The sequence below is a fragment of the Streptomyces sp. NPDC046866 genome (assembly GCF_040704625.1).
Classification (GTDB): domain Bacteria; phylum Actinomycetota; class Actinomycetes; order Streptomycetales; family Streptomycetaceae; genus Streptomyces.
The window spans coordinates 43213-61144 of sequence record NZ_JBEYXN010000004.1 but is presented as its reverse complement, the minus strand read 5'-3'; the positions used below and the strand labels follow the sequence as shown (position 1 = coordinate 61144).

General features: G+C 72.8%; 15 protein-coding genes. 8 read left to right on the top strand and 7 right to left on the bottom strand.

Annotation, left to right across the window (positions count from 1 at the left end; genetic code table 11):
* Positions 1 to 20 precede the first annotated feature (20 nt).
* On the top strand, positions 21 to 1919 hold the full coding sequence (locus AB0953_RS08685) for a SpoIIE family protein phosphatase (protein ID WP_366858933.1): 1899 nt from the start codon (positions 21 to 23) through the stop codon (positions 1917 to 1919).
* 103 nt (positions 1920 to 2022) lie between these two features.
* Here the strand turns inward: AB0953_RS08685 and AB0953_RS08680 are convergent, their stop codons facing one another.
* Positions 2023 to 4275 (bottom strand): transglycosylase domain-containing protein, encoded by a 2253-nt coding sequence (locus AB0953_RS08680; RefSeq protein ID WP_366858683.1) that lies wholly within the window; start codon positions 4273 to 4275, stop codon positions 2023 to 2025.
* Between the two features lie 233 nt (positions 4276 to 4508).
* Between AB0953_RS08680 and AB0953_RS08675 the strand changes: the two genes are divergently transcribed.
* Positions 4509 to 5417 (top strand): SPFH domain-containing protein, encoded by a 909-nt coding sequence (locus AB0953_RS08675; protein ID WP_366858682.1) that lies wholly within the window; start codon positions 4509 to 4511, stop codon positions 5415 to 5417.
* Positions 5414 to 5704 (top strand): hypothetical protein, encoded by a 291-nt coding sequence (locus AB0953_RS08670; protein ID WP_366858681.1) that lies wholly within the window; start codon positions 5414 to 5416, stop codon positions 5702 to 5704. The genes AB0953_RS08675 and AB0953_RS08670 overlap by 4 nt, the downstream gene beginning before the upstream one ends.
* Before the next feature lie 12 nt (positions 5705 to 5716).
* Here the strand turns inward: AB0953_RS08670 and AB0953_RS08665 are convergent, their stop codons facing one another.
* Positions 5717 to 7222 carry a DUF2079 domain-containing protein gene (locus AB0953_RS08665; protein WP_366858680.1) on the bottom strand — a complete coding sequence of 502 codons (1506 nt, stop codon included), beginning with the start codon at positions 7220 to 7222 and terminating at the stop codon, positions 5717 to 5719.
* 177 nt (positions 7223 to 7399) lie between these two features.
* Here AB0953_RS08665 and AB0953_RS08660 point away from each other — a divergent pair, with 177 nt between their 5' ends.
* Genes AB0953_RS08660 through AB0953_RS08650 form a run of 3 tightly spaced genes read left to right on the top strand, consistent with a single transcriptional unit; the run spans position 7400 to position 10967 of the window.
* Positions 7400 to 7924: a PadR family transcriptional regulator gene (locus tag AB0953_RS08660; protein ID WP_366858679.1), complete on the top strand. Its 525-nt coding sequence runs from the start codon at positions 7400 to 7402 to the stop codon at positions 7922 to 7924.
* Positions 7921 to 8607, top strand: a complete 687-nt coding sequence (locus AB0953_RS08655) for an ABC transporter ATP-binding protein (RefSeq protein WP_366858678.1) — start codon at positions 7921 to 7923, stop codon at positions 8605 to 8607. Before AB0953_RS08660 ends, AB0953_RS08655 begins: the two co-directional genes overlap by 4 nt.
* A complete protein-coding gene (locus tag AB0953_RS08650; protein WP_366858677.1) occupies positions 8604 to 10967 on the top strand; it encodes an FtsX-like permease family protein in 2364 nt (787 codons plus the stop codon). The genes AB0953_RS08655 and AB0953_RS08650 overlap by 4 nt, the downstream gene beginning before the upstream one ends.
* Before the next feature lie 78 nt (positions 10968 to 11045).
* Here AB0953_RS08650 and AB0953_RS08645 read toward each other — a convergent pair whose 3' ends face one another.
* Positions 11046 to 11993 carry a LysR substrate-binding domain-containing protein gene (locus tag AB0953_RS08645; RefSeq protein ID WP_366858676.1) on the bottom strand — a complete coding sequence of 316 codons (948 nt, stop codon included), beginning with the start codon at positions 11991 to 11993 and terminating at the stop codon, positions 11046 to 11048.
* 135 nt (positions 11994 to 12128) lie between these two features.
* Here AB0953_RS08645 and AB0953_RS08640 point away from each other — a divergent pair, with 135 nt between their 5' ends.
* Positions 12129 to 12683 carry a peroxiredoxin gene (locus AB0953_RS08640; RefSeq protein ID WP_366858675.1) on the top strand — a complete coding sequence of 185 codons (555 nt, stop codon included), beginning with the start codon at positions 12129 to 12131 and terminating at the stop codon, positions 12681 to 12683.
* 3 nt (positions 12684 to 12686) lie between these two features.
* The gene (locus AB0953_RS08635) at positions 12687 to 13226 is read left to right on the top strand and encodes an alkyl hydroperoxide reductase (protein WP_366858674.1); all 540 of its coding nucleotides are present in this window, start codon (positions 12687 to 12689) and stop codon (positions 13224 to 13226) included.
* 98 nt (positions 13227 to 13324) lie between these two features.
* On the opposite strand, the gene AB0953_RS08630 is transcribed toward AB0953_RS08635, so the two are convergent.
* The 4 genes from AB0953_RS08630 to AB0953_RS08615 all read right to left on the bottom strand — a co-directional run bounded on the left by AB0953_RS08630 (position 13325) and on the right by AB0953_RS08615 (position 17910).
* Entirely contained in the window at positions 13325 to 14011 is a 687-nt protein-coding gene (locus AB0953_RS08630; protein ID WP_366858673.1) for a hypothetical protein, read from the bottom strand.
* Positions 13995 to 15359 carry an AI-2E family transporter gene (locus tag AB0953_RS08625; protein ID WP_366858672.1) on the bottom strand — a complete coding sequence of 455 codons (1365 nt, stop codon included), beginning with the start codon at positions 15357 to 15359 and terminating at the stop codon, positions 13995 to 13997. Before AB0953_RS08625 ends, AB0953_RS08630 begins: the two co-directional genes overlap by 17 nt.
* 112 nt (positions 15360 to 15471) lie before the next feature.
* Complete coding sequence (locus AB0953_RS08620; protein WP_366858932.1) at positions 15472 to 16188, bottom strand: transglycosylase SLT domain-containing protein; 717 nt, start codon at positions 16186 to 16188, stop codon at positions 15472 to 15474.
* Positions 16189 to 16593: 405 nt separating this feature from the next.
* Entirely contained in the window at positions 16594 to 17910 is a 1317-nt protein-coding gene (locus tag AB0953_RS08615; RefSeq protein WP_366858671.1) for a PhoH family protein, read from the bottom strand.
* Between the last annotated feature and the right edge of the window lie 22 nt (positions 17911 to 17932).

Below are 17932 nucleotides of genomic sequence, written 5' to 3'. Positions count from 1 at the left end.
CCACCGCAGCCCCCGCGGCCGTGCCCGCCGCCGGCCCCGCGCCCGACGCCGGGGCTCCCGCCGCGGGCGCGGTCGACGACGGCGAGGAGTACGCCCAGGACGCGGCCGCCGGCCCGGAGGGCTCCGGCCCCGTCGCCGCCGCGCCGGGGCCCGAGGGGGCGGCCGCGCGCCGGGAGGGCGACCGGCTGCGCTTCGTCGGGGCGGCGACCCGCCGCATCGCCCGGGGCATCGACCTCGACGAGATCGTGCTCGGCCTGTGCCGGGCCACGGTGCCGACCTTCTCCGACGCGATCCTCGTCTACCTGCGCGACCCCCTGCCCGTGGGCGACGAACGCCCCGTCGGCCCGGTCGTTTTAAGGCTGCGCCGCACCGACCGGCTTCGGCCGATCGACGACCTGACCGGAGCGGAGGGCGCCGGGGCCGCGGGGGGCGCCGGCGAACTCGACTTCAGCCAGCTGCCGCTGGTCGGCCCGCAGGGCGACCTGCCCGCCGCCGAGCTGTGCGAGATCCTGCCCGGCGGGGCGCTCGCCGAGGTGCTGCGAGGCGTACGGCCCGTGTTCGGCTCCGCCGCGGGCGCGCAGGACGCGCTGCCGGAGCTGCTGGGCCAGGAGCACCCGCTGCCCCGCGGCCGGCGGGCCATCCTCGCCCCGCTGCGCGGCCGCCGCCGGGTGATCGGCGCGGCGGTGTTCCTGCGCAGCCCGGAGCGGCCCGCGTTCGAGCAGAACGACCTGCTGGTCGCCGCCCAGCTGGCCACCCACACCGCGCTCGGCATCGACAAGGCCGTGCTGTACGGCCGCGAGGCCTACATCGCCGACGAGCTCCAGCGCACCATGCTCCCCGACAGCCTCCCGCAGCCCACGGGCGTGCGGCTGGCCTCCCGCTACCTGCCGGCCGCCGAGACGGCCCGGGTCGGCGGCGACTGGTACGACGCCATACCCCTGCCCGGCAGCCGCGTCGCCCTGGTCGTCGGCGACGTCATGGGCCACTCCATGACCTCCGCCGCGATCATGGGCCAGCTGCGCACGACCGCGCAGACCCTGGCCCAGCTGGACCTGCCGCCGGCCGAGGTCCTGCACCACCTGGACGAGCAGGCGCAGCGCCTGGGCTCCGACCGCATGGCCACCTGCCTGTACGCGGTCTACGACCCCGTCTCGCACCGGATCACCATCGCCAACGCCGGCCACCCGCCGCCGGTGCTGCTGCACCTGGGCGGCCGCGCCGAGGTGCTGCGGGTGCCGCCGGGCGCGCCCATCGGCGTCGGCGGCGTGGACTTCGAGGCCGTGGAGCTGGACGCCCCGGCCGGGGCGACGCTGCTGCTGTACACCGACGGCCTGGTGGAGTCCCGGCTGCGGGACGTGTGGACGGGCATCGAGCAGCTCCGCGAGCGCCTGGCCACCACCGCGCAGCTGACCGGCCTGGACCACCCTCCGCCGCTGGAGGCCCTGTGCGACGACGTGCTCGACATGCTGGGCCCGGGTGACCGGGACGACGACATCGCGCTGCTCGCGGCCCGCTTCGACGGGATCGCGCCCAGCGACGTGGCGTACTGGTTCCTCGACCCGGAGGAGACGGCCCCCGGCCGGGCGCGCCGCTTCGCCCGGCGGGCGCTGAGCCGCTGGGGCCTGGAGGAGCTCGAGGACTCGGTGGAGCTGCTGGTCAGCGAGGTGGTCACCAACGCGGTCCGGTACGCGGAGCGGCCGGTGACGCTGCGCCTGCTGCGGACGGAGGTGCTGCGCTGCGAGGTCGGCGACGACTCCCCGCAGCTTCCGCGGCAGCGCCGGGCCCGGGAGACCGACGAGGGCGGCCGCGGGCTGTTCCTGGTCAACCGGATGGCCCGCCGCTGGGGCGCGACCCGGCTGAGCAGCGGCAAGGTCGTCTGGTTCGAGCTCTCGCTGCCGCCGTCGCCCGACCGGCGCTGATCCGCTGGCGGGTGGAGCCCCGCAGGACGGAACACCGCCGCCCCGCAGCACGGATGCTGCGGGGCGGCGGTGTCGTTCCTGCGGTGCGGCCGTTGCGGCCTGCCTACGGGTTGAACGGCGGCGGGAACTGCGGGCTCGGGCTCTTGGTCGGGTCGGGCTTGCCCGTGCTCTTGGACGGGTCCGGGCCGGGCTTGCCGGTGCTCTTGCTCGGGTCCGGCGTGACCTTGCTCGGGTCCGGGCTGGGCGAGGTCTGGCTGCCGCTCGGCGACGGGCTGACCTGGCTGGCGGAGCTCGACGGGGAGGCGGTGCGCGGCGGGGCCATCGTCGGGCCCATGTTGGCCTCGGAGAGGTCGAACTCGCCGGTCTTGACGCCCTTGAGCGCGGCCAGCGTGTACGCCTTCCAGATGCCGGCGGGGAAGCTGGAGCCACCGGCTCGGCCGCCGCCCGCGGTACCGGTCAGGGTGACCTGCTTGGCGGTGCCGGGCTCCTCACCGAAGATCGCCACGACGGTGACGAGTTCGGGGGTGTACCCGGTGAACCAGCCGGCCACGTTGGACTCGGTGGTGCCGGTCTTGCCGGCGGCCTCGTAGGCGGAGCTCTTGACCTTGTTGCCGGAGCCGCCCTCGTCGTTGACCACGCCGGTGAGGACCTTGGTCACGGTGTCGGCGGTCTCGCGCGATATGGCCTGGCCGCCGACGGCCTCGACGGGCTTGAACTCGCGCTCGTGGTGCGTGGCGCTCTTGATGATCGAGGGGGTGATCTTCTTGCCGTGGGCGTCGAAGGTGGCGTAGACGCCGGCCATCTCCACGGTGTTGGCGCTCATGGTGCCGAGCGACATGGCCGGCTTGTCCTCGGGCCAGCCGTCGCGGTCCTTCATGCCGAGCTGGAGGGCCGTCTTCTTGGTGTTCTCCGGCTTCACGTCGACGATCATCTGGGCGTAGACGGAGTTCACCGAGAAGTCGGTGGCCTCCTGCACGGTGATCATCGGGTTGCCGAAGTTGCGGTTGTCCTGGTTCTGCGGGTTGAACGGGATCTTGCTGCCGACGACGGGGCGCTTGCTGGTGCCGTCGTACAGCGTGTTCGGCGTGATCGGCTTGCCGTCCTGCGTCTTGGAGCCGTTCTCCAGCGCGGAGGCCAGCACGACGGGCTTGAAGGTCGAGCCCGGCTGGAAGTCCGTGCGCAGGGCGTTGCTGGCCCAGTGGTCGGACAGGCCGGTGCCGCCGTACATCGCGACGATCGCGCCGGTCTTCGGGTCGACGGAGGTGGCACCGGCCTGCACGGAGGCGTCGACGGCCCGCTCCTTGCGGTCGAGCTTGGACTCCAGCTCGGCCTCGACGGCGTCCTCCAGGGCCTTCTGCTTCTTCGGGTCGATGTTGAGGGTGATCTCCCAGCCGCCCGCCTGGAGTTCGGCTGCCTTCATGCCGGTCTGGCGGCGCAGCTCGGCGTCGGCGGCCTGCTTCAGGTAGCCCTTCTGGCCCTCCAGGCCGGGGGCGGCCTTGGGCTTGATGGGCTCCTGGAAATGCAGGGTGTCGCGCTTGGCCTTGTCGAGCGCGCCCATCTCGACCATGTTGTCGAGGACGCCGTTGAAGCGGATCATCACGAGCTTCTTGCCGATCGGGCCGGCGGTCGCCCAGTCGTAGTCGCTCGGGGCCTGCAGGAGGGCCGCCAGGTAGGCGCCCTGTTCCAGGGTCAGCTTGTCGGAGTTGACGCCGTAGTAGGCCTGCGAGGCGGCCTGGATGCCGTACGCGCCGCGGCCGAAGTAGCTGGTGTTGAGGTAGCCCGCGAGGATCTCGTCCTTCTCCATGCGCTGGTCGACCTTGAGGGAGATCACCAGTTCCTTGAGCTTGCGCGTGGGGGTCTGGTCCTGCGTCAGGTAGAAGTTCTTGACGTACTGCTGGGTGATGGTCGAACCGCCGGCCTTGCCCTGGCCGGTGGCCGTCTTGACGAGGCCCCGGGCCACGCCGAGGAAGTCGACTCCGCGGTCGCTGTAGAAGGACTTGTTCTCGATGGCGATGAACGCCGTCTGGACTTCCTTCGGGATCTTGTCGATGCCCACGATCTCGCGGTTCGTCTTGCCGTCGCGGGCCATGATCGAGCCGTCGGCGTACTTGTAGACGTTGCTCTGCTGGATCGCCTCGGCGTTCGGGTCCGGCGGGTCCACGTAGAAGTAGAGGCCCACGAGGGCGGCCACACCGAGCAGGATCATCCCGAAGAACGTCCCGAGGATCGTCTTCCAGGTGAAGAAGCGGCGTATGCCGGTCCGCTTGCCCGCGCGCCCCTTCCCCGTCGCGCGCCCGCGCGGCGCCCGCCGCGCACTGCGCTGCTGCTGCGCTTTACGCGCCTCTGCTCGGCCCATCGCTCCCGCTCCGCTCGGTTTCCCCCCCGACGTCAGCTCAGAAAGCTAACACCGCAGGTTGTGGCAAAGGTTGGCCAACCAAGGCCAATACCGGTCAATTCGGACGTGAGAATCAGCACCCACACCAAGGGAACCGACGCACGGCGGGCCCATAGGGTTGCGATCATCGTAAAAAGTGATATCACTTTGCTAGGTGCTCGACCGGCGGGCGCCGATCGAAACGGGGGCAGACGATGACGAACGCGGCAGACACGGTGACGGGCGTGCGGGAGTTCCCCGCGCGCAGCCTCGGGGGCGGCCTGGCGCTGCTGCTCGGCCTGGCGGGGGCCGTCGCCGGGGCGGCCGTCATAGCGGTGGGCAGCGCCGCAGACGGTGCGGGGGCCCGGGTGGCGCTGATCCTCCCCGGCATCCTGCTGGTCCTGCTCTCGGTGCTGGCGACGAGCGGGCTGAACATGGTGGCGCCGGGCGAGGCCCGCGTCGTCCAGCTCTTCGGCCGCTACCGCGGCACGGTCCGCACCGACGGCCTGCGCTGGGTCAACCCGCTGACCTCCCGCACCAAGATCTCCACCCGCGTGCGCAACCACGAGACGGCGGTGCTGAAGGTCAACGACGCCTACGGCAACCCGATCGAGCTGGCGGCGGTCGTGGTGTGGCGGGTGGAGGACACCGCCCGCGCCTCCTTCGAGGTGGAGGACTTCACCGAGTTCGTCGAGACGCAGACCGAGGCCGCGGTCCGGCACATCGCGATCGAGTACCCGTACGACGCGCACGAGGAGGGCGGCCTGTCGCTGCGCGGCGACGCCGAGGAGATCACCGAGAAGCTCGCCCTCGAACTCCAGGCGCGCGTGGAGGCCGCCGGTGTGCGGATCATCGAGTCCCGCTTCACGCACCTCGCGTACGCTCCGGAGATCGCCTCCGCGATGCTCCAGCGCCAGCAGGCCGGCGCGGTGGTGGCGGCCCGCAAGCAGATCGTCGAGGGCGCGGTGGGCATGGTCGAACTGGCCCTGAACCGGCTGACGGAGGAGGACATCGTGGATCTGGACCCCGAGCGCAAGGCCGCCATGGTCTCCAACCTGATGGTCGTCCTGTGCGGCGACCGCGCGGCCCAGCCCGTCGTCAACGCCGGGACCCTCTACCAGTGAGCCCCTCCGAGGCCGGGACCGGCGCCGAGGAGCCCGGCGGCCCGCAGCGCGCACCGCGGGAGTCCGCCGCGCGCGCGGCGGGCCGGCAGGCGCGCAAGCAGGTCCTGCTCCGGTTGGACCCGCAGGTGTACGACGCCCTCGCCCGCTGGGCGGGCGAGGAGCTGCGCAGCGCGAACGCCCAGATCGAGTTCCTGCTGCGGCGCGCCCTGTCCGAGGCCGGCCGGCTCCCGGGCGGGGCCGCGCCCATCCCGCCGCGCGGCCGGCCCCGCTCCGCTCCCGGGCCCTGAAGCCGCTGCCGGTCAGCGGGTCCGGGTCAGCAGGACGAAGCCGTTCTCCTCGGCCACCGTCCGGTACCCCGAGGCCCGCAGGTCGGAGAGGGCGACCAGCTCCTGCATCGGGTCGAGCGGCCAGTGCAGTTGCGGGGACACCGCGGTGTCGACCACGACCCACTGCGGATCGGGCCGGCTGTCGCCCCAGCCGAACAGGCTGACGCTCGTGCGGTCGGCCAGCTGCGGCACCAGGTGGTTCGAGGCCTGGACGGTGGCGCCGTCCGGGATCCTGTCCAGCACGCGGTGGGCCACCGCGACCCGCGGATCGGTCTTCCAGAAGGCCGGCCTGAGCAGTTGCCCGAGCGAGTACACCGGCAGCAGCATCAGGCACACGCCGGCCGCCCCCGCCAGGTACCGGCGCAGCCCGGCGGGCGTGGTGCCGCGCCGCAGGAGGGCGTCGAGGAAGGCGGCGAACACGATCGGCATCAGCGTGAGCGAGTAGTGGAAGCCGGTCCCCCAGTGGGACGAGTCCTCCGAGAGCCCGCGCCACAGCACGGTCGGAACGGCCACCAGGACCAGCGGGGAGCGCAGCGCCAGGAAGAGGGTCGGCGCCAGCAGCATCACCAGGGTCGCCACCTTGGTCTCGGGGGTGACCAGGCCGACCGTGGCCTTCTCCAGCAGACGGCCGATGCCGCCGCCCGCGCCCGGCGGGAATCCGCCCAGGTCGGCGGTGTACGCGTACGAGCCGGCCGGGTTGAACGCCGGCAGCACCACGAGCAGCGTCAGCAGCATGCACCCGACGCTGCCCGCGGCCGCGGCGATCCCGAGCCACCGCCGCCGTCCCGGGCCGGCACTCCGGGCGGCCAGCAGGGCGATCACGGCCACCGTGAGCCCCATGTCCTCCTTCACCAGCAGCATCGGCAGCGCCCACAGCACGGCCGCGCGCAGCCTCCCCTGTCCGAGGGCGCACAGCGAGCAGGCCAGCAGCGGGACCGCGAAGGCCCACTCGTGGAAGTCGAAGCCGACCGCGCTCGCGATCCCCCACGAGAGCCCGTAGCAGAGCCCGAACACCAGGGCGGCGGCGGTCCCCAGCGCCTTGTGCGCCCACCGCATCAGCGGCAGCGCGCTGACCGCGACCAGCGCGGCCTGTGCGACGAGCAGGGTCCGCGGCGAGGGCCACAGCCGGTAGAAGGGCGCGAGCAGGGCCAGGACCGGGGAGAAGTGGTCGCCGAGGAGGGGGAACCCGGGCCCCTTGACCTCGGAGACGGGCAGGTGGCCGTGCGCGTAGGAGCGGACGCCCTGCTCGAAGATGGCCAGGTCGAAGCTGTTCGAGAGCAACTGCTCGTGCAGGCGCAGCGAGAGCGTGGCGTGGACGAGGAAGAGCCCGCAGACCACCGACCACATCCACCACGGCGGTGCCGGGCGCCGGGCGCTCGGGCCGGCCGCCGGGCCCTGCGCGGCCGCGCGGGGCGGCGTACCGGACTGCTGGGGCGGGAGCGCGGGCGTACCGGTGGTTCCGGTGGGGGGTGCGTGCATGGCGCGCCTTTCGAAAAGCAGGGCCGATGCCCTCAAACTGCCAGCCGTCCCGCGGCCGGGCGCCGAGCCGCCGCACCCGGGGCCAAAGTCCCTTCGAATGGCGCAGGGGCGGGCCGGACGTCCGCTCTGCACCCGGTGTATACACTGCGGGTATACACCGCATGTATAGTCGCCGCCATGTCCATCGGTCACACCCTCCTCGGCCTCCTGGAGGCCGGTCCGCGGCACGGCTACGACCTCAAGCGCGCCTTCGACGAGAAGTTCGGCCACGACCGCCCCCTCGCGTACGGGCAGGTCTACTCGACCATGTCCCGCCTCCTGAAGAACGGCCTCGTCGAGGTCGACGGGATCGAGGCCGGCGGCGGACCCGACCGCAAGCGGTACGCCATCACCGACGCCGGCATCACCGACGTCTCCGCCTGGCTCGCCCAGCCCGAGAAGCCCGAGCCCTACCTCCAGTCGACCCTGTACACCAAGGTCGTCCTCGCCCTGCTCACCGGCCGCAGCGCCGACGAGCTGCTGGACACCCAGCGCGCCGAGCACCTGCGGCTCATGCGCATCCTGACCCAGCGCAAGCGCAAGGGCGACCTCGCCGACCAGCTCGTCTGCGACCACGCCCTGTTCCACTTGGAGGCGGACCTGCGCTGGCTGGAGCTGACCGCCGCCCGCCTCGACCAACTCGCCCGGGAGGTACGCCGATGACCCCGGCCGGCACCCTGCTGTCCGCCACCGGCCTGCGCAAGGCGTACGGTCCCACGAACGCCCTCGACGGCGCCGACTTCTCCATCCACCCCGGCGAGGTCGTCGCCGTCATGGGCCCCTCCGGCTCGGGCAAGTCGACCCTGCTGCACTGCCTGGCCGGCATCGTCACCCCCGACGCCGGCACCATCACGTACGCGGGCCGCGAGCTGTCCGCCATGAACGACGCCGAGCGCAGCGCCCTGCGCCGCACCGAGTTCGGCTTCGTCTTCCAGTTCGGCCGGCTCGTCCCGGAACTGACCTGCGTGGAGAACGTCGCGCTCCCGCTGCGCCTGACCGGCGTCAAGCGCAAGGAGGCCGAGCGCACCGCCCTGCAGCGGATGCAGCAGCTCCAGGTGGAGGACCTGGCCCGCAAGCGGCCCGGCGAGGTCAGCGGCGGCCAGGGCCAGCGCGTCGCGGTCGCCCGCTCCCTGGTGACCGACCCGCGCGTGATCTTCGCCGACGAGCCCACCGGCGCCCTGGACTCCCTCAACGGCGAGCTCGTGATGCAGCTGCTGACCGAGGCCGCCCGCTCGGCGAACACCGCCGTCGTCCTCGTCACGCACGAGACCCGGGTGGCGGCGTACTCCGACCGGGAGATCGTCGTGCGCGACGGCAGGGCCCGGGACATGGAGCGCGCCGTATGAGCACCCCGAGGGCATGGGCCCGCGACCTCGCCCTCGGCGTCCGGTTCGCGTTCACCGGCGGCCGCGAGGGCTGGATCCGCACGCTCCTGACCGGGGTGGGCGTCGGCCTCGGCGTCGCCCTGCTGCTGGTCACCAGCGCGGTGCCGAACGCCCTGCACGCCCGCGACACCCGCGCCGCCGCCCGCGCGACCCTGGACGGGGCGGCCACCGCCGACGCCCCCGGCCCGAACACCCTGCTGACCGTCCACGCCGACCAGAGCTACCGCTCGTACGGCGTCGACGGGCTGCTGGTCCAGCCCGAGGGGCCGAAGGCCCCGCTGCCGCCCGGCCTGAAGAAGTACCCCGGCCCCGGCGAGCTGGCCGTCTCCCCCGCCCTGGACCGGCTGCTGAAGACCGGCGAGGGCGCCCTGCTGCGCGAGCGGCTCGACGGGCGGATCGTCTCGACCATCGGCGACGCGGGCCTGGTCGGCCCCGGCGAACTCTTCTTCTACGCGGGCACCGACCGGCTCGCCCCGGTGGTGCAGCGGGAACCGGGCACCAGCCCGGTCCAGCGGATCACCGGCTTCGGCAACGACCTCGAGGCCCCGCCCCTCGACCCGGTCCTCACCCTGCTCGCGCTGCTGACCGTCGTGGCGCTGCTCATGCCGGTCGCCGTGTTCATCGCGACCGCCGTGCGCTTCGGCGGCGAACGCCGCGACCGCCGCCTGGCCGCGCTGCGCCTGGTCGGCGCCGACGGCCGGATGACCCGCCGGATCGCCGCGGGCGAGGCGCTCGCCGGCTCGGCGGCCGGCCTGCTGCTCGGCACCGGCTTCTTCCTCGCCGGCCGCCGGCTCACCCCGTACGCGGGCGTGCGGCGGCTGAGCGTCTTCCCCGACGACCTCGCCCCGCAGCCCTGGCTGGCGGCGGTCATCGCGGTCGCCGTGCCCGCGGCCGCCGTCGCCGTGACCCTGTTCGCGCTGCGCAGCGTCGTCATCGAACCGCTCGGCGTGGTGCGGGTCGGCGCCCCGCGCAGGCGCCGGATCTGGTGGCGGCTGCTCACCCCGCTCGCCGGGCTCGGCCTCCTCGTGCCGATGACGGGCCGCGGCAACTCCCACGGCCGCTTCAACGAAGGGCAGGTCACCGCGGGCGTGGTGCTGCTGCTGATCGGCACCACCGCCCTGCTGCCCTACCTGCTGGAGCGGATCGTCGCCCGGCTCGGCGGCGCCGGCCCGGTCTCCTGGCAGCTGGCCGTGCGCCGGCTCCAGCTCACCAGCGGGGCCGCCGCCCGGCTCGTCGCCGGCATCGCGGTGGCCGTCGCGGGGGCCATCGCCCTGCAGATGGTCTTCGCGGGCGCCGAGCGCGACTACACCGACGAGACCGGCCAGGACCCCGGCCGCGCCGCCCTCTCCGTCCTGGTCCGCACCGGCACCCCGGAGACCACCGAGGCCCTCGGCCGGACCCTGGCCGGGGCCCGGGGGATCGCCCGGGCCATCCCGCTCGGCTCCACCACGGCCTCGCGCACGCAGCAGGTCGGGGAGGACCACAGCTCCATCGGCATGACCATCGGCAGCTGCACCGCCCTCGCCGAGCTCGCCGAGCTGCCCTCGTGCGCGGACGGCGACGTCTTCCTGCTGACCGGCGGGGCCCGCGGCACCCCGGGCTACCACTCCGAGAGCGCCCGGGCGGGCGAGAAGCTCTTCACCGGCAACGTCTACGGCCAGGAGGGCGCGCAGCCGGTCGGCTGGACGGTGCCCGCCGGCGCCCGGTCCGTTCCCGCGCGCAAGGACCCGATGGGCAACCTGCGCACGGGCGTCCTGGTGACCCCGGCCGCCGCACCGAAGGGCCTGGGCGACTTCCGCTCCGCGCAGGTGTACCTGCGCCTCGACCCGGCCGTGCCGGACGCGCTGGAGCGGGCCCGTACGGCGGTCTTCAAGGCCGATCCGCTGGCCGTGCCCATGACCCTCGCCGCGATCCGCACCGACGCGCAGTACGCCACGGTGCGCAGCGGGCTGTTCGTCGGGTCCGCGTGCGTGCTGGTGCTGATCGGCTGCAGCCTGCTGGTCTCGCAGCTGGAGCAGCTGCGCGAGCGCAGGCCGCTGCTCTCCGCCCTGGTCGCCTTCGGCACCCGGCGCTCCACGCTGAGCCTGTCGGTGCTGTGGCAGACGGCCCTGCCGGTCGGGCTCGGCCTGGCCCTGGCCACCGCCGCCGGGCTGGGGCTCGGTGCGGTGCTGATGCGGATGGCGGACCTGGAGGTCCGCATCGACTGGGGCGCGGTCGCGGGCATGGCGGGCATCGGCGGCGCGGTGGTCGCGGGGGTGACCCTGCTCAGCCTGCCGCCGCTGCTGCGCCTGATGCGCCCCGACGGCCTGCGCACGGAGTAGCCCGGCCCGTGGCGCGGCGGGAACCGGCCCGGCCGGTGCGCCCGCCGCAGCCGCCGCGCCCGCTCCCGGCGGCCCGTCCTACTCGGCGGGCCACACCGGGAGCGGGCGCACCGCTTCGCGCAGGGCATCCGCGACGGCCCGGAACTCCTCCTGGCGGGCGGTGCCCGTCCGCATGGCGAGGGCGATCCGCCGGGAGGGCGCGGGCTCCGCGAAGTACCCGGTGGCCAGGTGCTCGTTGCGGGCGGTCTCCAGGCGCAGCGCGGTGCGCGGCAACAGGGTGACGCCCAGTCCCCCTGCGACCAGCTGTACGAGGGTGGACAGCCCGGCGGCGGTCGTGGTGACGTCGGCCCCGTCGGTGCGCCCCGCCTCGCGGCAGATGTCCAGGGCCTGGTCGCGCAGGCAGTGCCCCTCGTCGAGCAGCAGCAGCTGCAGGCCCCGCAGTTCCTCGCGGGGGATGTCGCGCCGCCCTGCGAGCGGGTGCTCCCTGGGGGCGAGCAGGACGAAGTCCTCGTCGAAGACGGGCAGTTCGGTGACCCCCGGCACGCCGAGCGGCACCGCGAGCAGCAGCAGGTCGAGCCGGCCGGCGGCCAGCCCGTCCAGCAGCGAGGCCGTCTGCTCCTCGTGCACCTGGAGGTCCATGCGCGGGTAGCGCCGGTGGAACAGGCCGAGCACGGTCGGCAGCAGGTACGGGGCGACCGTGGGGATCACGCCGAGCCGCAGGATGCCGGTGAAGGGGGCGCGGACCGCCTCGGCCTCCTCCAGCAGGGCGCCCATGGCCTCGAGCACGGCCCGGGCCCGGCCGGCGATCCGCTCGCCCGCCGGGGAGAGCAGCACCTTGCGGGTGGTGCGCTCCAACAGCTGCACGCCGAGGGCCTCCTCCAGCGCGGAGACGGCCCCCGACAGCGCCGGCTGGCTCATTCCGATCGCCGCGGCGGCGTCCCGGAAGTGCAGGTGCTCGGCGACGGCTGCGAACGCGCGCAGCTGTGCGAGCGTCGCCTGCTTCGCTCCTCTATTACCGACAGCCACTGATAGGGACCTCCGATCACCCGCCACAAGACTAGCTATTTCCGCAATCAATGCAGCTGTGTCAGCATGTGAGATCCGTCCAACCCTCACGGAAACTGCCCAAAAAGGGCGGTTTCCTGTCCGCAAGGAGAGCACGTGCTCACTGTCGGTGACAAGTTCCCCACGTACGATCTGACCGCCTGCGTCTCGCTCGAGGCCGGCAAGGAGTTCGCGCAGATCGACCACAAGACCTACGAGGGCAAGTGGCGCGTGGTGTTCTTCTGGCCGAAGGACTTCACCTTCGTCTGCCCGACCGAGATCGCCGCCTTCGGCAAGCTCAACGAGGAGTTCGCCGACCGCGACGCCCAGATCCTCGGCGTCTCCGGCGACTCCGAGTTCGTCCACCACGCCTGGCGCAAGGACCACGCCGACCTGCGCGACCTGCCCTTCCCGATGCTGGCCGACTCCAAGCACGAGCTGATGCAGGCCTGTGGCGTGCAGGGCGAGGACGGCTTCGCGCAGCGCGCCGTCTTCATCGTCGACCAGAACAACGAGATCCAGTTCTCGATGGTGACCGCCGGCTCCGTGGGCCGTAACCCCAAGGAGGTCCTGCGGGTCCTCGACGCCCTGCAGACGGACGAGCTGTGCCCCTGCAACTGGAACAAGGGCGAGGACACCCTGGACGCGGGCGCCCTGCTGGCCGGTGAGTGACGGATGTCCCTCGACTCCCTCAAGTCCGCCATACCGGACTTCGCCAAGGACCTGAAGCTGAACCTCGGTTCGGTCATCGGCAACCAGAACACCCTCTCGCAGCAGCAGCTGTGGGGCACGGTCCTGTCCTGCGCGATCGCCGCCCGCTCCGGGCGCGTCCTGCGTGAGCTGGAGCCGGAGGCGAAGGCCGCCCTGTCGCCCGAGGCGTACACGGCCGCCAAGTCCGCCGCCGCCGTCATGGCGATGAACAACGTCTTCTACCGCACCCGCCACCTGCTCTCCGACCCGGAGTACGGCACGCTGCGGGCCGGCCTGCGGATGAACGTCATCGGCAACCCGGGCGTGGAGAAGGTCGACTTCGAGCTGTGGTCGCTCGCGGTCTCCGCGATCAACGGCTGCGGCCAGTGCCTCGACTCGCACGAGCAGGTCCTGCGCAAGGCCGGCGTCGACCGCGAGACGATCCAGGAGGCCTTCAAGATCGCCTCGGTGATCCAGGCCGTCGCCGTGACCCTCGACGCCGAGGACGCCCTCGCCACCGAGTAGCACCCCCGCACCGCCCCGTACGGTCGCTCCGTACGCGCCGCGCGCGGACGAGGGCCCCGCAGCCGTTCCCGGCCGCGGGGCCCTTGCTCATGGCCGCCTCACTTGCGCAGGCGGCCCATCAGGACCCGCATGTCCTCGATCATCGCCGTCTTGACCGCGTCCTCGTCCGGCTGCGGGGCCCCGTCGGTGTCCCCGAGCCAGCCCACCGACAGCGTGAACACCGCCCCGCCGTCGAGCACCTGCAGCCGCGGCCCGGCGCCGGCGCCCGCGAAGTGGGTGGTCATCAGCGCCTTCTCCCCCAGCCCCGGCACCTGCTCCACGTCGGCGGGGGCCTGGAGCGCGTCCATGAAGCTGCCCGGCCCGGTCCCGAACTCGGCCTGCGGGTCGGTCTTCTTGTGCAGCTCGACCATCGTCTGCATCTGGTACGAGGTGCCCCCCTCGACCCATTCGGTGAAGTACTCGCAGTGCGACCAGTCCAGGGCCGGGCTCTCCCGGTGGGTCGGGTGGTCGCTCATGGAGGGCGCGGTCACCTTCAGCAGGGTGTTCAGCCGCGCGTCCTTGCACAGGTTCTCGGTGTGCCGGTACTCGATGCGCGGCGCCGCGGAGGAACGTTCCTGTAATGCCGGTACGGTCGTCCACACCGCCGAGGCCAGCACCACCCCGGCGAGCCCCCACAGCCACGGGGCGCGCTGCCCCCGTACCGCGGCCTCGGGCGGATCGGGACGGGCGGGCTCCTGCGCCCGGTCCTGCTCCCACTCCCCCTCCAGCTCAGGCTCGCTGATCACTGCCGGCCTCCCGGGCGGCCTGCTCCATCGCGGTCGCCCCGTGCGGGCCCGGTCCGATCGACGCGGCCCCGTGCAGGAGCTGGTCGCGCGAGTACGCCTTCAGGTAGCCGACCACGGTGTTGGTGACGGCGACGAGCGGGACGGCGACCACCGCTCCGCCGATGCCCGCGACCATGCCGCCGGCGGCCACCGCCAGCACCACCGCGAGCGGGTGGACCCGTACCGCCCGGCCGAGGATGAACGGCTGCAGCACGTGTCCCTCGATCTGCTGCACGGCCAGCACCACGCCCAGCACCAGCAGCGCCGTCCACGGCCCCTGGGTCACCAGGGCGACGACCACGGCCAGGGCCCCGGAGACCACCGCGCCGACCAGCGGGATGAAGGCGAACAGGAAGATGAAGACGGCGAGCGGCACCGCCATCGGCACCTTCAGGAAGTACAGGCCGAGGCCGATGAAGATGGCGTCGATGAGCGCGACCAGGACGGTGCCGCGCACGTACGCGGTCAGCGTCCGCCAGGCGCGCGGACCGGCTCCGGCGACGCCCGGGCGGGCCGCGGCGGGGACCAGGCCCAGCACCCAGCCCCAGATGCGCGCGCCGTCGTAGAGCAGGAACAGCGTCGAGAACATCGCGAGCAGCATGCCGGTGAGCACCTCGACGAGGACGGTGACGCCCTGGAGGCCGGCCGAGGTGATCTGCTCGGTGTTGGTGCCGATGGTCTCGGTGAGGTTCTTCGCGATGTCGTTGATCTGCTTCTCGGTCACGTGGAACGGACTGTCCAGTGCCCAGAGTTTGAGCTCGTTGATGCCGTCGCGGACGCGGGCGGAGAGGTCGTCGAGGTTCTCCATCACCTGCCAGACCACGAACCAGCCGACCAGCCCGATGACCACGAAGCCGAGCACCGCGGTCACGGCGGTCGCGAGCCCCCGCGGCAGGCCGAGCCGGCGCAGCCGGACGACGAACGGCTGGAGCAGGGCGGTCACCAGCAGGGCCGCGGCGAAGGCGAGGACGACCAGGCGGACTTCGCTGATCACCTTCATCAGCACCCAGAGCATCCCGGCGAGCATCAGCAGCCGCCAGCTGACCTCGGCGGCGACCCGCATGCCCCACGGGACCACGCTCGCCGGGTGCGGCCGCTCGGGCAGGCCGGGGTGGTGGGGGTGGCCGGCGGCGGCTCCGGGCGCCGGTCCCGGCGGGACGGAGGCGGCCGGCGGCACGGGCGGGACCGCGGGGGTCGCAGCGACGCCGGCGGTCTCCGCCTCGACCTCGGCGCGCCGCGCGTCGAGCCTGGCCTCCATCCGGCTCAGTTTGTTCCCGAGCCGGCCGAGCCAGCCTGCGGTCTTCCCCATCTCGATCCTTTCCCCCCGCCCGTGGACACGCCTCGACCGACCGTACACGCGAGGAGCCCCGCACCGTAGGACGGTGCGGGGCTCCCCCGGGTTGAGCGGTGCGGCGGGGCCTCTAGTACCAGCCGTTGGCCTGGTGGAAGCTCCAGGCGCCACAGGGGCTGCCGTAGCGGTCGTTCATGTAGTTCAGGCCCCACTGGATCTGCGTGGCCGGGTTGGTGCGCCAGTCGGAGGCGACCGAGGACATCTTCGAGCCGGGGAGCGCCTGGACCAGGCCGTACGCGCCCGAGGACGAGTTGACGGCCTTGTAGTTCCAGGTGGACTCCTCGTTCACGATGTTCGAGAAGCACTGGAACTGACCGGACGGGACGATCTGGCGGGCGATGTCCTTCACCTGCGCGACCGTGTAGGAGCCCTGGACCGCGAAGTCGGAGGCGTCGCGGGTCGCGGAGCGGCTCGCGATCTGCTCCTTCTCCTCGCGCTCCTTCTTCGCCTTCTCGTCCGCCGCCTTCTGCGCCTCGGCCTTCTTGGCCTTGGCGTCCTCGGCGGCCTGGAGGCGCGCGGCCTCCTCGGCGGAGCGGCGGGCGTCGGTGTCGGCACCCTGGGCGAGGGCGTCGGCCTGCTGCGTCAGGGAACCGCTCTGGACCTCGGCCTGCTCGCCGACCGGAATGTCAGTGAGGAGGGTCGCCCCGGACGCGGTGGTCTCGAGATCGTTCGAGGAGGGGTCGCCTGCGGCAACGCCCACGACTGCGCCGACGGTGGTGACCGCGGTGGCCGAGGCCACTGCAAACCCCCGGACCGAGATCCGGCTCACACGATGTCCTTCCAGCAGCGTCCGCAGTGACCGGGCGGGCGCACGAGTGCCCCTCGCACTGGCCTCCGTGGAACTGCGGTCACTGGAGGCGCTGGCCCGTGGGCAACCCCCTTGCGGGGGCTGCCGCGTGGTGCTCGGGCGGCATACGGCGAACGACTGTGGAGTTGTGGTGCTGCGCGTACCGCCGGGAAAACAACCGGAGATACAGGTATGCCGTATGCGGGGCCTGACGGAAAACAGACTCTGCCGGACCCCGACACCGCAAGGCAATTCTGCGTTGCGTGGGAAAGGTCACACCTGGCATGTTGCGGTTGGTTCGGACAAAGACCTGTGCAGCACGGCGCCGCCCGGCTAGGCTCTCGGGCCTTTGCCGGGCGGCGCCAACTCACCGTCCCGCTATGGGCGTTTTGACGCCCCTTGTGACTACAAGCTCTCCAGCATCTCCGTCACCAGGGCGGCGATCGGGGAGCGCTCGGAGCGCGTGAGCGTCACGTGGGCGAACAGCGGATGCCCCTTCAGCTTCTCGACGACGGCGACGACTCCGTCGTACCGGCCGACCCGCAGGTTGTCCCGCTGGGCGACGTCGTGGGTCAGAACGACCCGGGAATTCGCCCCGACTCGGGACAGAACGGTCAGGAGGACGTTGCGCTCCAGCGACTGCGCCTCGTCGACGATCACGAAGGCGTCGTGCAGCGAGCGGCCGCGGATGTGCGTGAGCGGCAGGACCTCCAGCATCCCGCGGTTCAGCACCTCATCGATGACCTCCCGCCCGGCCACCGCCGAGAGGGTGTCGAAGACCGCCTGCGCCCAGGGGCTCATCTTCTCCGACTGGTCGCCGGGCAGGTACCCGAGCTCCTGGCCGCCCACCGCGTACAGCGGCCGGAAGACCATCACCTTCTGGTGCTGGCGGCGCTCCAGCACCGCCTCCAGGCCCGCGCACAGCGCCAGCGCCGACTTGCCGGTGCCGGCCCGGCCGCCCATGGAGATGATGCCGACCTCCGGGTCGAGCAGCAGGTCCAGCGCGATGCGCTGCTCGGCGCTGCGGCCGTGCAGCCCGAAGGCCCCGCGGTCGCCCCGGACGAGGCGCACACTGCCGTCGGCGGTGACGCGGCCCAGCGCCTTGCCGCGCTCGGACTGCAGGACGAGCCCGGTGTGCACGGGCAGTTCGGCGGCCTCCGGCACGTACAGCCGCTCCTCGGAGTAGAGGAGGTCGACCTGCTCGCCGGAGAGGGCGAGCTCGCTCATGCCGGTCCATCCGGCGTCGGTGATGGCGAGTTCGGCGCGGTACTCCTCGGCGAGCAGCCCCACGGAGGAGGCCTTGATGCGCAGCGGGAGATCCTTCGAGACGACCGTGACGTCGTAGCCCTCGGCCTGGAGGTTGCGGGCGACCGCGAGGATCCGCGAGTCGTTGTCCCCCAGCCGGAAGCCCGCCGGCAGGACGCCGGGGTCGGAGTGGTTGAGCTCGACACGCAGGGTGCCGCCCAGGTCGCCCACCGGGATGGGGGCGTCGAGTCGGCCGTTGCGGACCCGGAAGTCGTCCAGCAGGCGCAGGGCCTGGCGGGCGAAGTAGCCGAGCTCGGGATGGTGGCGCTTGGCCTCCAGCTCGGTGATCACCACGATCGGGAGCACGACCTCGTGCTCCTCGAAGCGGGTGATCGCATTGGGGTCTGCCAGCAGGACGCTGGTGTCGAGGACGTAGGTCCGCCTGTCGGGCAGGCGGCGCTTTGTGCTGGTCACCACGGAAGGACGTACCCCCTCGGAA

Excerpts from the sequence above, each read along its gene's own strand:
- AB0953_RS08680 (WP_366858683.1), bottom strand. The coding sequence starts at position 4,275 with ATGGGCCGAGCAGAGGCGCGTAAAGCGCAGCAGCAGCGCAGTGCGCGG.
- AB0953_RS08675 (WP_366858682.1), top strand. The coding sequence starts at position 4,509 with ATGACGAACGCGGCAGACACGGTGACGGGCGTGCGGGAGTTCCCCGCG.
- AB0953_RS08665 (WP_366858680.1), bottom strand. The coding sequence starts at position 7,222 with ATGCACGCACCCCCCACCGGAACCACCGGTACGCCCGCGCTCCCGCCC.
- AB0953_RS08660 (WP_366858679.1), top strand. The coding sequence starts at position 7,400 with ATGTCCATCGGTCACACCCTCCTCGGCCTCCTGGAGGCCGGTCCGCGG.
- AB0953_RS08655 (WP_366858678.1), top strand. The coding sequence starts at position 7,921 with ATGACCCCGGCCGGCACCCTGCTGTCCGCCACCGGCCTGCGCAAGGCG.
- AB0953_RS08650 (WP_366858677.1), top strand. The coding sequence starts at position 8,604 with ATGAGCACCCCGAGGGCATGGGCCCGCGACCTCGCCCTCGGCGTCCGG.
- AB0953_RS08635 (WP_366858674.1), top strand. The coding sequence starts at position 12,687 with ATGTCCCTCGACTCCCTCAAGTCCGCCATACCGGACTTCGCCAAGGAC.
- AB0953_RS08625 (WP_366858672.1), bottom strand. The coding sequence starts at position 15,359 with ATGGGGAAGACCGCAGGCTGGCTCGGCCGGCTCGGGAACAAACTGAGC.